This window comes from Candidatus Kirkpatrickella diaphorinae, assembly GCF_025736875.1.
In the GTDB taxonomy this organism is placed as follows: Bacteria; Pseudomonadota; Alphaproteobacteria; order Acetobacterales; family Acetobacteraceae; genus Sorlinia; species Sorlinia diaphorinae.
In genome coordinates, this window is sequence record NZ_CP107052.1 from 1,041,544 (window position 1) to 1,056,418 (window position 14,875).

Here is a 14,875-nt window from a genome sequence, read left to right on the forward strand (position 1 = left end):
GTCAGGCGCGCAATAGACGCACGGGAAGGAAGCCGATAAGCTCACTCCCTCAACAATGTGAGATCAGGTCGGACGCCATGGCGCATATCTTCCGGTGGGAAAGCATGAAAAACGCAGCGAGCCTCTCCCATTTCTTCAAGGTGATCCTGTTATTCGTCGTTCTGTTCTGCCCATTCAGGGGTTTTGCAGCGCGGGAGCGACCCTGGGCGCCCGTCCCGCATCCGGCGGATGTCACGGTCATCGCGCATCTTCCGGAAGGGTCAGACTGGCATGATGTGGTCGCGGTCAAGGACGGATTTATCCTGCAACGCGCCCCGAAAGACGGCGCAGCATCATTGATCAAGGTGGATCGGGCGGGGGACGCGCATCCCTTCCCCATGGCGCAGCGCGATAAAGATGGTCTGGACGCACCCTCCGCCCTGGCGCGCGCGGATGACGGCGCGATATGGGTCGTCAATGCGCGCCCGGGCGCACAACCATTTCTACTGAAGCTGGATGCGGAGACAGGCGCGTTACAATCCCGCATTGATGCAAGCCCGGATGTTTATGACGGGACAAGCCGCTTCATCGCCATCGCGGCACATGGGCCGATGATCTATCTCGCTGATGAGGGCGATGCGGCACTCGTCACTTATGACCTTGAGAAAAAGATCTGGCGTCGGTTTTTCGCCCATTATCCGGCGATGCTCGGGCAGCGTCCCATGAATATTGGTGGGCAGGAGGTGCGCGCTGCGGATGGGCGTCCCTTGCAGCGCAATATTTCACACCTCGCGCTCCAGCGGGATGGCGCATGGCTTTATCTTCAGACACCGACCGGCCCCCTCTACCGTCTGAAAACGGAGCTTCTGCGTGACCCGGAATTCACCCCCGTTGAATTGATGGAAAGCCTGACGGAATGGCGGCGCACGCCGACCATTGGTGGCCTCACAATCGGCCCGGATAACACGCTTTATATCATTGACCGGAGTGAAGGCCGCCTGCTCTCATTTGATGCGGGTCGCAACCCTTTCATGCAGCTTGCCGATCATAGATTTGTGGACGCGCAGACACCTTATGCCGACCCCATCACAAACGAGATTTACGTTGCTGCCGGGTCGGAACTTCTGGGCGTGACGCCGCACCGGAATCCGCAACCATGACAGCGATCATCGCCCGGATGGCCGGTCCCTCCCCGTACCAAAAAGAATGTGGTAGATTATTTTAATGCTTTATCAATCAACGCGTGGCGCCATCCGAGGTAAGGATTTTTACGATGTTCTCCTTGGCGGGCTGGCAGAGGATGGCGGGCTTTTTGTGCCCGAGACCTGGCCGCAATTCACACAGGATGACTGGCGCAGTCTGCGGGGCCTCTCTTATGCGGCGCTCGCCGCGCGCGTCATTGCCCCTTTCACGCAGAATGTGCTGACCCTCCCTGAACTGGAAGGCTTCTGCAGAAAAGCCTATGCGCGTTTCGATCACCCTTCCGTCACGCCTCTTGTAGAAATTGCGCCAGAGCAATATGCCATGGAGTTATTCCACGGCCCGACCTACGCGTTTAAAGATGTCGCCATGCAATTACTGGGGCATCTTTTCGAAGACGCCCTGCAAAAGCGCGATCAGCACGTCACCATCGTCGGTGCGACGTCCGGCGATACCGGCTCCGCCGCGATTGAGGCTTTCAAAGGGCGGGATCGCGTTTCCATCGTCATCCTGCACCCTTATGGCCGGACATCCGATGTTCAGCGCCGCCAGATGACGAGCGTCACCAAAGCCAACGTGCTGAATATCGCGATTGACGGCACATTTGATGATTGTCAGGATCTCGTCAAAGCCATGTTTGCCGACGCCCCCTTCAGGGAGGAGGTCGCGCTCTCTGCCGTCAACTCCATCAATTGGGCGCGGATCGCGGCGCAGATCCCTTATTACGTCCGGGCCGCCCTCGCTGTCGGTGCGCCGGATCGGGACGTCTCCTTCGCGGTGCCGACCGGTAATTTTGGCAATGTCCTCGCCGCATGGGTCGCGCAACGCATGGGCCTGCCCATCAGTCACTTCTGCATTGGCTCCAACAAAAATGACATTCTGACCCGATTTATCCTCGATAATGATATGTCGGTGCAACCGGTTGCCCCCAGCCTGTCACCTTCCATGGATATTCAGGTCTCCAGTAATTTTGAGCGCCTTCTTTTTGAATTTCTGGGCCGGGACAGCGCCCTTTGCCGCACCACCATGCAGGGCTTCCGCCAGACCGGCCGGATGGCCGTACCGACGGAAGCATGGCACGCGATCGGAACGCTCTTTAAAGCCCGTCGCCTGGATGATGCGCAGACGCGTGCGGAAATAAAACGTATCTTTGAGAGCAGCCATTATATTGCGGACCCGCATTCCGCCATCGGTATCGCCGCGGGTGCCGGAAATCAGAAGCCCGGCACCCCGATGATCGCCGCTGCCACGGCACACCCGGCGAAATTCCCGGATGCGATTGAAGCAGCGCTCGGGTTCCGCCCGGACATGCCGCCCGCCTTGCAGGACATCATGCAGAAGCCGGAGCGATATGACAGGTTGGCCTGTGACCTCGGGCTTGTTCAGGACGCTGTCCGCGCCCACATCGCGGCTGACGCAAATTGACACAGATGATTTCAGGAGATCCTCAGACCTTATGACGGAACATTGCCAAATCACCCGGTTGGATAACGGCCTGACCATTATCACTGAGAAATTGGACCGGGTCGAAACGGTATCGTTCGGCGCCTATGTCGCGTCCGGCACCCGCCATGAGGAAGCTGAGGAAAATGGCGTCGCGCATTTTCTTGAACATATGGCGTTCAAAGGCACAAAACGTCGAAGCGCCGCTGAGATTGCCGAGCAGATTGAAGATGTAGGCGGCCATATCAATGCCTATACAGCGCGTGAGCAGACCGCTTATTACGTCAAATTACTGAAGGATGATCTCGCCCTCGGCGTCGATATGATCGGCGACATCCTGACGCACAGCACGTTTCTTGACCATGAATTTGAGCGTGAACGCGGTGTGATTTTGCAGGAGATCGGCCAGGCGAATGACACGCCGGACGACATTATCTTCGACCAGTTTCAGGAAACGGCCTTTACGGACCAGCCCATGGGCCGCCCGACCCTCGGGACGGAAAAATTGATCCGCAACGTGCGGCGTGAGACGCTTCTTGCCTTCATGCAGCGAAATTACACGACGCACAATACGGTCATCGCCGCAGCGGGTGCCGTTTCACATCAGGATGTCGTCGCGATGGTCGAGACATCTTTCGCAGACCTGCCGACGCATAAGGCTCCTTCATGGGCACCGGCCACGTATGCAGGTGGGGAAATCGTGACGCATAGGGAGCTGGACCAGACACATATCGTTCTGGGTTATAAGGCGATTTCCTATCTTGATGATGATTACCACGCGGTCATGCTGCTTTCGACCCTGCTCGGTGGCGGCATGTCATCGCGCCTCTTTCAGGAAATCCGAGAAAAACGCGGCCTCGTTTATTCGGTCTATTCTTTCGTCCAGCCTTTTATGGATACGGGTCTTTTTGGCATTTACGCCGGCACGGCGGCGGAGGATGTGGCGACATTGCTCCCGGTCATAGAAATGGAACTGCAAAAGCTTGAAAACGGCTTTACCGACGCGGAACTTCGGCGCGGCAAGGCGCAGCTTAAATCCTCTCTTCTGATGTCGCTCGAAAATACCGGAAGTCGCTGTGAGCAGATCGCCCGCCAGATGCAGATTTTCGGCCATACTATCCCGACCTCGGAAACAATCGCCAAAATTGACCGCGTTTCGGGAGACGACATTCTGCACGCGGCCCGCAAGATCTTCTCAACACCGCCCACCCGTGCCTCTGTCGGGCCGATCAAGGAGCTGCCCCCGCTGCGCCACGCCGCCATTTGTCCCGTCGCATGAAAACGCAGGAAGATCTCCTCAGCGCCCTGCTGGATGCGGCCAAAAAAGCAGGCGCCGACCAGGCTGATGCGATGCTGGTTGAGGCCACGTCTCTTTCAACAACGATCCGGCAGGGTCGGTTGGAGGATACGGAACATGCGCAGACCGTCAAACTCGGCTTGCGCGTGTTTTCGGGGCAGCGCGTGGCGAATGTCTCCAGCACCGTCACAAAGAAGGAGAGCTTCGCGCGGTTGGCGTCTCATGCTGTCACCATGGCGCGCGCCCTGCCCGAAAACCCTCATGCGGGCCTGGCTTCCCAAGACATGAAAGGGCAGCTTTCCGCGAGGGAAATGCGCCTGGCAGACCCGACCCCCGATGTCACCATCGCGCAGCTTCAGGAGGCTTCTCGCATTGCGGAGGAAAGCGCATTGGCGGGAGACGGCATCACAAAAAGCAATGGAGCCTCCGCCTCATCCTGGCGCGCACGCACATCTTTAGCCGATAGTGACGGGTTTATGGCGCAGAGTGAGGAGACGATCTTCGGCGCAAGCGTCAGCGTGATTGCGGGCCAGGGCGATCACATGCAACGCGATTACGCCTCTCACGTCACGCGTCATTGGGGTGATCTCGATTCACCCGCAATGCTTGGGCAGGATGCAGCCTCTCGGGCGAAAAACCGTCTTAACCCGCGCAAGCCCCGCACCGGGCGGATGGCGGCCGTGTTTGACCCACGTGTCTCGGGCAGTTTGCTGGGCCATCTGGCTGCCGCGCTGAATGGTATGGCGGTTGCGCGCGGCACCTCATTCCTTGCAGCTTCACGAGGCCGGCAGGTGCTTCCCGCCGGGTTGCATGTTATTGATGACCCGACACGCCCGGCAGGGCTGGCCTCACGCCTATTTGACGGTGAAGGCGTGCGGCCGCAAGCTTTGACATTGATTGAGGATGGGCACCTTCAGAACTGGCTTCTGGACCGGACGAGCGCCTCTCACCTCAACCTCCCTAATAATGGATGCGCACGGCGTGCCCCGGGTGGCGTCCCCGCCCCGACAAGCAGCAATCTTTACCTTTCCGGTGGGCAGGGAAGCCCGGCGGACCTCATCGCGGATATCGTTGAAGGTGTCTTTATCACTGAGATGATCGGATCGACCATTAATATGCTGACCGGGGACTATAGTCGCGGGGCGTCAGGTTTTATGATAAAAAATGGTAAAATTGCCGAACCTGTTGCGGGGATGACCGTTGCAGGACAGTTAAGCAATATGTTTCTTAACATATATGCAGCAGACGACCTCACCTTCCGACGCAGTATCAATGCGCCAACATTGCGCATTAATGATATGATGATCGCGGGCGAGTAGTTGGAATACGGATCATGAAGAAACTCAGTATTTATGCGCTCCTTGCAGCGCTTATCATCAGCACCTCCGGAATGGACGCCATGGCGCGCGCGGGCGGCGGCGGGTCCTTTGGCAGTCGGGGTGGCCGCACATGGTCGGCCCCGCCCATGACACGGACGGCCCCCTTTGCCGCGCGTCCTTTTGATCGCAGTTATACGCCGCGCACCCCGCCCAGCGCGGCGCGGCCCTGGGGCGCGCAACGGCCGATGGGGGCGCCGGGTATGGGGTTCGCACGCCGTAACCCGCTCATGACAGGTTTCCTCGGGGGGATGCTGGGGGCCGGTTTATTCGGCATGTTGTCGGGTCACGGCTTCTTCGGCGGTGTTGGCGGGATGGGCAGCCTCCTCGGCGTCATCATCCAGCTCTTCCTGTTGTTCATCGTGGTGAGATGGGCTGTGCGGCTTTTCACACGAAATGGCGCGCCGGTGCAGGGTCAATATAACGGCGTCACACCCCCACGAAATGAGGCAGCGCCCGGCCCTTACGGTTTCTCATCCAATGCGACACCGGGTTTCGGCAGTCAGAACGTCACCATCAGCGCCGAGGATTATCAGACATTCCAGCGCCTTCTCGTGGATGTGCAGGCAGCCTGGAGTGCGCAGAATGTGCAGGCTCTCTCCACGATGGCCACGCCGGAAATGACGTCATATTTCAACCAGCAATTGACGGATTATGCCAGTCGCGGCGCGCGAAATGTTACCTCCAATGTCACCTTCCTGAATGGAGACCTTGCCGAAGCTTGGCGAGAGGGGCGGCTTGTCTATGCGACGGTCGCGATGCGCTATAGTCTGATCGACATCACAACGGACCAGATGGGCCATGTGATTGATGGAAGCCAGACGGAGCCTCAGATCGTGACGGAGCTTTGGAGTTTTGTCCGAGCCGATGGCCGCGGGAATTGGGTGCTTTCCGCAATACAGCAGGCGGGCGGCTGACTTCCCCGCCACCCGGGCGGCACGTGTCAAGCTGGTGATTTGTTGCCAGCCTGACGTGCCGGTGGTGGGGCGTGTTGACTGGGCCAGGTGAAATGACGAGGCTGGTTTAGAAAAACAGCGCGTCATCCTCGCGCATGTCGGCGTGATTGACTACAGAGAAATCCACGCAATGGCGAAAAGGCACAGCCACAGAAAGGCCATGCCCGCCATCATCGCCCAGAAACGCTGCTGCTGCGGTGACCGCTTCCTCGGTGACTGACGTCGTGACTTAACTTGCGTCATGACAGGAAAACCCGATCAATAAGAAGCGCGAGGAAGAGGAGAAAAAGATAGAGAAGGGAATATCGGAAAGCCCGCCGCGCCGGCTTATCTACGGTGAGACTTTGCCCGTCACGATCCTGAGGATCACGCAGTACACCCAGCGCCATGATTAAAAAGCCAAGGCCCAGAAGCCCAGCCGCCATGTTATAAAGCGGGCCTGCAAGATGATAGAACCCCGGCACGAGAGAGGCCGCCACCAGAATGACCGTATAAGTCAGGATCTGCCACCTTGTATGGCGCGGACCTTTGACCACGGGTAACATCGGTATGCCAGCGCGCGTGTAGTCCTTACATGCGTAGAGGGAAAGCGACCAGAAATGCGGCGGCGTCCATAAAAACACGATTGCGAACATGATGACGGGCAAAAGATGCAAAGTGCCCGTGGCGGCAGCGTAACCAATCATGGGCGGGAAAGCCCCGGCCGCCCCGCCAATGACGATGTTTTGCGGCGTCCGGCGTTTGAGCCAGATTGTATAAATGACGGCGTAGAAGAAGATTGAAAAAGCGAGGATGGCCGCAGCAAGCGCGTTACTCGCCAGCCAGAGCAATATAACGGATAGGACGGAAAGCACGATCCCGTAAGTCAGCGCCCGGTCAGGGTCCATGCGGTGGTCCGGAATCGGCCTGACGGATGTCCGCCGCATGATTGCGTCAATATCCCGATCATACCACATATTAATGGCGCCCGCCGCCCCGGCCCCGATGCAGATGCAGAAAATATCGATGAAGGCCAGGATGACAGGCGGCCATTGCGGCGCCACAGCCATACCGGCAGCCCCTGTAAACACGACGAGTGAGATGACACGTGGTTTGAGGAGCGCCAGCCAATCGGCCATCGTCGCGCCTTCTTCAGGCACGAATGGCGTTGATTGATGGATTGAGGTCACCGGCTCGGCGCGCATAAAGGCCCCCTCTTCAAACCCTGTGCGACATTTCAATGTGCGGCGATGTCGCCTGCCCATCGCGCGTGCAGAGGACAAGACGCAGAAGCAGCACCCCAACAAAAGCGAGACAGAGCGACATCATCAAATGCCCGATGGACTGCGCCGCAGGCCAAGGCGCCATTGACAGAAACACGCCGGAGAAAAACGTCGAAAAATGGAGGATGCCGAATAATGGTGAGACCACAATCATCGATTGGGCACGCTGCCACGCATAGAAACTGCCGAAAAGCGCGCAGATGGCGGCGAAAAGAGTTATGGCATGTTCCGCCATGCCGGTCGGGCTTCTCCATTGCAGCACGCCATCCGCCACCAATAAAAGCATCGCCCCGATGGACCAGATGATGGCGGCGATATCCTGTCGCACCGGTCGCCAAAGCTGGCGGATGAAAATCGCAATAACGGCGATACTCGGCACACTCAGCCAGGCCAAGGCGACGTGACCCGCCTGAAGCACGCCAATCGTGAAGAATTTCAGCCAGATCACAGGAACAGCCAGCCCAATAAAGCTGATCAGCACGATCAATGGGATGGAAGGTGCATGATCATCGGAAAAAAATGCAGATGACATCATCCCGATTGTCGCCGACATGGCGATGGCCTGAAGGGGCAAGGCAAAAACCCCGACAAAGAGGGACAGGCTGGCATTTGAAGCGGGAAGGATTTTGAGCGCCATCATCGCGATAACAGGGGTGATGGCGATCAGCCCGGCCGACGTGGCCAACTCCGTCCATGCCAGACACGACATGTCGGCAAAACCTGTCCGACGATTTTCCAGAATGAAAATAACTGTATTGGTACTGAGAAGCGCCATACTAAGGGACCAAGCGATCAGGCTGTAAGCCATCCCGGGTGCGAAACCGCCGAGTGACGCGAGCGCGCATCCGAGCCCGAGCATCAGGAGGGCCACGGCGACCCAGTCAATCGGGTGAAAACGCGCCTCAGGCCGGCCTAAAGCGGAAGGGAGAAGGAGTCGCCCCAACCCGCCAAGAAATGCGGGGGTGATCACGTAAAATTCAAGCAGCACGCCATGGACAGCGCGCATCGCGCCCCCGGAAACACCGGTTTCGCGCAGGCCAAGCAAACCGCCAAGCGTACCTGCAATCAGGGAAATCATAAGCAGAAGGGCGCCTTGACGATTTTGAGAGATCATCATGCCCCGATAGATCGGCTTGCCCTGCGCCATCGTCAAGACCCTCCAAGCGCGAAGGGACGATGACGTGCCGTCGCGCTGCAAATATGCACCAAATTGCGCCGCAATTTGGTTGATGGTCAGGGGTTTAGCACAAAATCGGCACCGCCCGCACCTGTTAAGACAATATCAGGACTCATCGTCGCATTGCAGCGTCACAAGCGTAAAGAGGCCGAAAGGTGGCACGGGCGTGATCTTCGCTTTGCGAATATCGGACTCCGTCAGCAAGGCTTCAAGCGCAAAATCCGGGTGCCAGCCAAGGGAGTGAGAAGCACGCGCCATCGCACGCTCACAAAGCAGGCGCACACCACCCGTCGCGAGGAAGTGATTGACAAAAAGCACATGGCCGCCCGGACGCACTACGCGCTTGAGTTCCGCAAGGAGGCGGCGCGGATTCGGCACGACGGATGCGACAAACATCGCCACAGCAATATCAAAGCTGTCATCCGCGAAATCTGTGGCTTCCGCATCCATTTCTTGCAGAGAAGCGACATTGCCGAGGGCTTCTCGCGCGACACGTTCCCGCGCTTTCGCGAGCATTGCTTCGGAGAGGTCGATCCCGGTGATGATTTTATCAGCGCGGTAATGCGGCAGGGCCAGCCCCGTGCCCACCCCCACTTCAAGAACCCGATCCCCGTTTAAGCCATTGACAGCATCAACAGCACGGCGCCGCCCGAAAGCTGAAATCCCGCCAAAAACCGTGTCGTAAATATTGGCCCAGCGCCGGTAAGCCGCCCGCACGGCCTCCGCATCCAAAGCGGATTTCGGTTGATGAGACTCGGTCGCCAGACCCGACATGTCAACGGGCTGATGGGCGGCGTCTGGCATTTTGGTCCGTGTCATCGCGCTGATCTTGCTCTCTTCCGCAACTTCTACCACGTATTGAGCCCGTATTGCACTTTTGGACTCCTGAAGACATTATTGTCGTTATGCCCGAGAGGGCGTGATGCAAACAGATGCGCCAATCTTATGATCATCGCAACGCTGCGCCGTCATTCCCTTGCTTACACCGTCGTCCCCCGTTATGTCGAGAACCCTCAGCAGGATATCAGAGCGTAACAAGATGCTCCTTGAAATTCTTATCGCCATCGTGGCCATTTTCTCCTGGCCGTTGATTTTCGCTTTATATTATCATCATGAGATCAGGACATTCCTGAGTCAGCGTTTCAGTTGGCGCCATGAAACACCAACTGAGTCCGATCTCCCGCCCCTCAGCCTGCCCATGCGTTATGATCACGCCGCAAAAAAGAGTGCCGAGGCGGATGACGAGGCCCCGCCCATCCGCGTGATGCAGGAAGGGCAGGAAGACACGACACCCGACAAAGCGGAGTGATTCAGAGGCGCGCCTCGACCGCGTCCCAGATCATTCCCGCACTATTGATGCCGTTAAAATGGTCAAGCTCCTGAAGGCCGGTTGGGGATGTCACATTGATTTCGGTCAGGTAATGGCCGATGACGTCTATCCCGACGAAAATTAAATTATTCTCACGCAGATGAGGGCCGATCCGCGCGCAGATTTCCTGATCCCGTGCCGAGAGGGGAATCGCCGTGGCCTTCCCGCCCACATGCATGTTTGAGCGTGCCTCCCCTAATTGCGGCACTCTGTTAATGGCGCCGACCGGCACGCCATCGACCAGGATGATGCGTTTATCGCCATCCCTTACTTTGGCCTCGTAACGCTGGATCATTAAAGGCTCCCGCCCGCGTGAAAAATGCATCTCAAGCAAGGAAGCGAAATTTTCATCATCCTCCCGCACTCGGAAAATCCCAACCCCGCCATTGCCGTAAAGGGGCTTCAGGATGACATCGCCATATTTCTTCCGGAATTGCGTCAATGCCGCGATGTCCCAACTCACAAGTGTCGGGGGCATCAACTCCGGAAATTGCATGGGTAGTAATTTTTCCGGCGCGTCGCGCACAGCGCGCGGATGGTTGAAAATGCGCACCTTATCCGGGCCCGCCCCCTCAATCTGCTCAAGCATGTAAGTGGCGCTGATGTAACCCATATCGAATGGCGGGTCCTGACGCATCCAGACAACGTCGAATGATGTCAGTCGACGCCGTTGAGGCGGACCGAAAAACGCATGGTGGCCTCTCCGCCTTTTGACCTGCACGGCACGGGTTACCGCTGAGAGCGCGGCCTGGCCGGTGTCAGGGCCCGGCATCGCGGCATCTTCACCATAGGCAAGTGATCGGAAGTCATAAACATGCAGATTATGCCCTCTCGATTGTGCCTCCAACATCAGCGCGAAAGTCGAATCGCCATCAATATTCACGTCTTCGAGCGGGTCCATCTGAAAGGCGATGTCAAGAGTCATGATTTGTCCTTTGATTTCGGATATCGCCTTCCAACCCGTCGCCGTGGATTGGCAGCGCCACCGAATAACGTCTTTTAATGATCATCACGCGATAAATCATCGTCATAGGAAATGGACGTGATTTCAAGCGTGGTTTCACCTTTCGCGGATTTTAAGACAACTTCATCACCCGCGCGGCGGCGTAATAAGGTCTGTGCAAGGGGAGAGATCAGACTGATTTCGCCCTGATCAATCCGCGCCTCATCACTGCCGACGATCTGCACACGGTGGGTGCGGTCTTCCTCATCAATATAATCGACAACAGCCCCGAAATAGACGATGTCCCGCTTTTCCTGCCGCGACGGGTCGACAATAACGGCGTTTTCGAGACGCTTGCGCAAAAAGCGGATGCGTCGGTCGATTTCATGGAGGCGGCGCTTACCGTAAATATAATCGCCATTCTCGGAGCGGTCCCCGTTCCCGGCGGCCCAGGAGACAATTTCAACAATTTTCGGCCGTTCTTCCAGCAGGAGGGCGTTGAGTTCCCGCCTCATACGATCAGCGCCCCCGGCCGTGAGGTAGGTGCCCAAACGGCTGGACGTCGTTTCGACCATGTCAATGCACTCGGTAAATATGTCCGTGGGAAACCGCTTATGACGCGCGCGCCATGTTACGGTCAATATGGTAGGTGATGGTGCCGGAAAGCGCGTCACCGGGTTTCAAGATGGTCAGACCCGCATCCAGCACTTCCGGGTGATGGATCGCATCATTCATATTTGTCACGGCTTCAAGCGCGAGAAAAGGCTTTTCCGGCGATGTGAACATGACGATATGGTCAAATATCGATGTCGCGCTGATGACGACATCATATCCGGCATCCGAATAACTCAAACGCGCCTCATGCGCCCAACCGGCGAAACAATGATCGACATTCAGCGTGTCGACGCGCTGCGCTTTTGAGAAATCCCACTTGCCGGTTGAGGGCAGGAGCGCCGTCGGGAGGTGCGCCGCATCATTTTCCCACACGCCCCGCGCGCTGAAAGCCACGCGCATGTCCGGCGTCCGCCGGAAGAAAGGGTGATAGCCGAAACCCACCGGTTGCGGCACATCGCCGCGATTCGCCAGTAAGATTTCAATCTGCAGCGCGTCACCGGTCAGGATGAAAGAGAGGACCGCCCGGTAGGGGAAAGGCCACTCCGCGAAATCGCGCTCAGTTTCGGGTTTATGGTCAAAATAAAGGATGGCGCGGTTAACATCGTGCTGCGCGACCTTCCATTCATGCTCCCACGCATTGCCGTGGATACTGTGCGTTTCGCCGCGCATATTCGGCGTGAGGCGGTAATTTCCCTCATTGAAGGAAAATTGACCCTGCGCAATACGGTTTGAGTAAGGAATAAGGGGATATCCCGCAACTGCGACACCATGTTGCGCCTCAAGGTTCGGGTCCGGGACGGGGACAAGGATATCCGTCGCGCCATCACGCCAGAAGGCGATGGCGGCACCTGTCTCGGGCAGGATGCCAATGGTATTTTGCCCGGATTGCAGCTCGATCATTATTTTTTCCCACGTCGTGATCGTTGTTTATGCGGGTCATAACCGCCCCCGCCAGGTCCGAAAGGCTTCGGCGTGCGGACTTTATCCCCGGTTTTGCGCCCCCTGCCCGCTGTGGAACGGGCGATGGGGGGTGGCTCCATGCCCAATTCAATGGCTTCAAGGCGTTTGACTTCATCCCGCAGGCGCGCGGCTTCTTCAAAATTAAGGTCGGCGGCCGCTGCGTGCATGCGCTTTTCCAGCTCAGTAATGGAGGTCGCGAGGGATTTGCCGACGAATTCCGCATGGCTCTGTGTTTCATCCGCCGCGACAGTGACGTAATCCTGCTCAAAGACGGAAGACATCGCCTCCCCAATGCGTGAGCGCACTGTCTGCGGGGTGATGTTATGCGCCTCATTCCACGCTGTCTGGCGCGCGCGACGGCGGGCTGTTTCATCAACGGCATATTGCAGGGAGCCGGTCATATTATCAGCGTAGAGAATGACCCGCCCATCAACATTGCGGGCGGCTCGCCCGATTGTCTGCACCAGCGAGGTACGGCTGCGCAGGAAACCTTCCTTATCCGCATCGAGGATCGCGACAAGGGAGCATTCTGGTATATCCAGCCCTTCCCGCAAAAGATTGATTCCAACCAAAATGTCAAAAGCACCGAGGCGCAGGTCACGGATGATCTCAATGCGCTCAAGCGTATCGACCTCAGAGTGCAGGTAGCGCACCCGCATGCTATTTTCAGTGAGGTATTCCGTCAGGTCCTCCGCCATGCGCTTTGTCAGAGTGGTGACAAGCACGCGCCCCCCCTCCCTGATCGTCGCTTTCGCCTCACCGAGGAGGTCATCCACCTGGCCTTCTACCGGGCGGATGATCGTAATCGGGTCGGTCAAACCTGTGGGTCGAATGACCTGTTCCGCAAAAATCCCCTGAGTCTGATCCAGCTCCCAGGGGCCGGGCGTCGCGGAGACGAAAATTGATTGCGGGCGCAGACTGTCCCATTCATGAAAATGCAGGGGCCGGTTATCAAGACAGGATGGCAGACGGAAACCATATTCCGACAAAACCGACTTCCGCGCATGGTCACCGCGCGACATGCCCCCAATCTGCGGCACGGTCACATGGCTTTCATCGACGATCAGAAGAGCGTCTTCCGGCAGATATTCAAACAGCGTCGGCGGGGGGTCGCCCGGGCCGCGTCCGGACAGGTAACGTGAGTAATTCTCGATCCCTTTGCACACGCCGGTCGTCTCAATCATCTCAAGATCAAATTGTGTGCGCTGGGCGAGGCGTTCCGCTTCCAGAAGCTTGCCCTCCGCCGTCAATTGCGCCAGGCGCGCGCGCAGCTCATCCTTGATGCCGATAATGGCCTGGTTGAGGGTGGGGCGCGGCGTGACATAGTGAGAATTCGCATAAATGCTGATTTCCGATAGATCCGCCGTTTTAGCACCGGTTAAAGGGTCGAACTCGATGATCTCGTCAATCTCATCACCGAAAAGCGTCACCCGCCAGGCGCGATCCTCATTCTGCACGGGGAAGATATCCACCTGCTCCCCCCGCACGCGGAAGGTGCCACGCTCAAAGGCCGCATCATTTCGCCGATATTGAAGCTCAACAAGCGCTTTGATCAGGCGGTCACGATCAATCGAGCCACCTGTCTCAAGCCGCACCACCATGCGGGAATAGGTTTCAACCGAGCCGATACCATAAATGCACGAGACGGAAGCGACAATGATGACATCATTGCGCTCCAGCAGCGCTTGAGTGGCCGCGTGGCGCATCCGGTCAATCTGCTCGTTGATCTGGCTGTCTTTCTCGATATAGGTGTCCGAGCGCGGGACATAAGCCTCAGGCTGATAATAATCGTAATAGGACACAAAATACTCAACCGCATTTTCGGGGAAGAATTGCTTCATCTCCCCGTAAAGCTGGGCGGCGAGCGTCTTATTGGGCGCAAGGATGAGGGTTGGCTTCTGGGTGGCCTCAATCACTTTCGCCATTGTGAAGGTCTTGCCGGACCCGGTGACGCCCAGCAGAACCTGATCCCGCGCATTTTCCCGCACCCCGGCAACAAGGGTCTCAATGGCGGTCGGCTGATCACCTGAGGGTGAAAAATCGGACTGCACCGCCATATGGCGCAGTTTTTCCTTCGCCGGCTGGCGCTCGGGCTTGAAACCGGTCAGTCGAATATCGGGGATGTTCTGAAGTGTCGATCGCGTTCGCATGGACATTCACCAGAGATAAGGAACACTCTGCCTAAGCGCAAGAAAGGCGGCAAAGTCGCAAACCATGTGCGAACTTGCTCGGTTTCCCAGATCCGGCTGCATCATGGTAGAGATGCGTTGCCCAAATTAAGAGCTTTTGCGATGATTT

Annotated in this window: 13 protein-coding genes; 6 read left to right on the forward strand and 7 right to left on the reverse strand. The window is 57.4% G+C overall.

The window, feature by feature from the left end; genetic code table 11:
- Nucleotides 1-104: 104 nt before the first annotated feature.
- The 5 genes from N5W20_RS04665 to N5W20_RS04685 all read left to right on the forward strand — a co-directional run bounded on the left by N5W20_RS04665 (nucleotide 105) and on the right by N5W20_RS04685 (nucleotide 6,212).
- On the forward strand, nucleotides 105-1,139 hold the full coding sequence (locus N5W20_RS04665; RefSeq protein WP_319807746.1) for an L-dopachrome tautomerase-related protein: 1,035 nt from the start codon (nucleotides 105-107) through the stop codon (nucleotides 1,137-1,139).
- 64 nt (nucleotides 1,140-1,203) lie between these two features.
- Nucleotides 1,204-2,604, forward strand: a complete 1,401-nt coding sequence (gene thrC / locus N5W20_RS04670; protein ID WP_319807747.1) for a threonine synthase — start codon at nucleotides 1,204-1,206, stop codon at nucleotides 2,602-2,604.
- Nucleotides 2,605-2,635: 31 nt separating this feature from the next.
- A complete protein-coding gene (locus N5W20_RS04675; RefSeq protein WP_319807748.1) occupies nucleotides 2,636-3,901 on the forward strand; it encodes a M16 family metallopeptidase in 1,266 nt (421 codons plus the stop codon).
- Nucleotides 3,898-5,238, forward strand: a complete 1,341-nt coding sequence (locus N5W20_RS04680; RefSeq protein ID WP_319807749.1) for a TldD/PmbA family protein — start codon at nucleotides 3,898-3,900, stop codon at nucleotides 5,236-5,238. Before N5W20_RS04675 ends, N5W20_RS04680 begins: the two co-directional genes overlap by 4 nt.
- A gap of 14 nt (nucleotides 5,239-5,252) precedes the next feature.
- Nucleotides 5,253-6,212 (forward strand): Tim44 domain-containing protein, encoded by a 960-nt coding sequence (locus N5W20_RS04685; protein WP_319807750.1) that lies wholly within the window; start codon nucleotides 5,253-5,255, stop codon nucleotides 6,210-6,212.
- A 278-nt stretch (nucleotides 6,213-6,490) separates the two neighbouring features.
- Here the strand turns inward: N5W20_RS04685 and N5W20_RS04690 are convergent, their stop codons facing one another.
- From N5W20_RS04690 to N5W20_RS04700, 3 genes are all read right to left on the reverse strand, one after another.
- Complete coding sequence (locus N5W20_RS04690; protein ID WP_319807751.1) at nucleotides 6,491-7,435, reverse strand: heme o synthase; 945 nt, start codon at nucleotides 7,433-7,435, stop codon at nucleotides 6,491-6,493.
- Nucleotides 7,436-7,448: 13 nt separating this feature from the next.
- Nucleotides 7,449-8,660, reverse strand: a complete 1,212-nt coding sequence (locus N5W20_RS04695) for a hypothetical protein (RefSeq protein ID WP_319807752.1) — start codon at nucleotides 8,658-8,660, stop codon at nucleotides 7,449-7,451.
- A gap of 135 nt (nucleotides 8,661-8,795) precedes the next feature.
- Nucleotides 8,796-9,464, reverse strand: coding sequence for a class I SAM-dependent methyltransferase (locus tag N5W20_RS04700; protein WP_319807834.1), 669 nt, complete (start codon nucleotides 9,462-9,464; stop codon nucleotides 8,796-8,798).
- A 265-nt stretch (nucleotides 9,465-9,729) separates the two neighbouring features.
- Here N5W20_RS04700 and N5W20_RS04705 point away from each other — a divergent pair, with 265 nt between their 5' ends.
- The gene (locus N5W20_RS04705) at nucleotides 9,730-9,999 is read left to right on the forward strand and encodes a hypothetical protein (protein ID WP_319807753.1); all 270 of its coding nucleotides are present in this window, start codon (nucleotides 9,730-9,732) and stop codon (nucleotides 9,997-9,999) included.
- A 1-nt stretch (nucleotide 10,000) separates the two neighbouring features.
- Here the strand turns inward: N5W20_RS04705 and gshB are convergent, their stop codons facing one another.
- The 4 genes from gshB to uvrB form a co-directional block, all read right to left on the reverse strand.
- A complete protein-coding gene (gshB, locus tag N5W20_RS04710; RefSeq protein ID WP_319807754.1) occupies nucleotides 10,001-10,984 on the reverse strand; it encodes a glutathione synthase in 984 nt (327 codons plus the stop codon).
- Between the two features lie 74 nt (nucleotides 10,985-11,058).
- Nucleotides 11,059-11,577: a transcription elongation factor GreB gene (gene greB, locus N5W20_RS04715; protein WP_319807755.1), complete on the reverse strand. Its 519-nt coding sequence runs from the start codon at nucleotides 11,575-11,577 to the stop codon at nucleotides 11,059-11,061.
- Between the two features lie 37 nt (nucleotides 11,578-11,614).
- Nucleotides 11,615-12,517 carry an aldose 1-epimerase gene (locus N5W20_RS04720; RefSeq protein ID WP_319807756.1) on the reverse strand — a complete coding sequence of 301 codons (903 nt, stop codon included), beginning with the start codon at nucleotides 12,515-12,517 and terminating at the stop codon, nucleotides 11,615-11,617.
- Entirely contained in the window at nucleotides 12,517-14,727 is a 2,211-nt protein-coding gene (gene uvrB, locus N5W20_RS04725) for an excinuclease ABC subunit UvrB (RefSeq protein WP_408869421.1), read from the reverse strand. Before uvrB ends, N5W20_RS04720 begins: the two co-directional genes overlap by 1 nt.
- Nucleotides 14,728-14,875: the final 148 nt, after the last annotated feature.

Bases quoted from the DNA above. Each gene is read 5' to 3' on its own strand.
- N5W20_RS04665 (WP_319807746.1), top strand. From the start codon at position 105: ATGAAAAACGCAGCGAGCCTCTCCCATTTCTTCAAGGTGATCCTGTTA.
- thrC (WP_319807747.1), top strand. From the start codon at position 1,204: ATGCTTTATCAATCAACGCGTGGCGCCATCCGAGGTAAGGATTTTTAC.
- N5W20_RS04675 (WP_319807748.1), top strand. From the start codon at position 2,636: ATGACGGAACATTGCCAAATCACCCGGTTGGATAACGGCCTGACCATT.
- N5W20_RS04680 (WP_319807749.1), top strand. From the start codon at position 3,898: ATGAAAACGCAGGAAGATCTCCTCAGCGCCCTGCTGGATGCGGCCAAA.
- N5W20_RS04685 (WP_319807750.1), top strand. From the start codon at position 5,253: ATGAAGAAACTCAGTATTTATGCGCTCCTTGCAGCGCTTATCATCAGC.
- N5W20_RS04690 (WP_319807751.1), bottom strand. From the start codon at position 7,435: ATGCGCGCCGAGCCGGTGACCTCAATCCATCAATCAACGCCATTCGTG.
- N5W20_RS04695 (WP_319807752.1), bottom strand. From the start codon at position 8,660: ATGGCGCAGGGCAAGCCGATCTATCGGGGCATGATGATCTCTCAAAAT.
- N5W20_RS04700 (WP_319807834.1), bottom strand. From the start codon at position 9,464: ATGTCGGGTCTGGCGACCGAGTCTCATCAACCGAAATCCGCTTTGGAT.
- N5W20_RS04705 (WP_319807753.1), top strand. From the start codon at position 9,730: ATGCTCCTTGAAATTCTTATCGCCATCGTGGCCATTTTCTCCTGGCCG.
- gshB (WP_319807754.1), bottom strand. From the start codon at position 10,984: ATGACTCTTGACATCGCCTTTCAGATGGACCCGCTCGAAGACGTGAAT.
- greB (WP_319807755.1), bottom strand. From the start codon at position 11,577: ATGGTCGAAACGACGTCCAGCCGTTTGGGCACCTACCTCACGGCCGGG.
- N5W20_RS04720 (WP_319807756.1), bottom strand. From the start codon at position 12,517: ATGATCGAGCTGCAATCCGGGCAAAATACCATTGGCATCCTGCCCGAG.
- uvrB (WP_408869421.1), bottom strand. From the start codon at position 14,727: ATGCGAACGCGATCGACACTTCAGAACATCCCCGATATTCGACTGACC.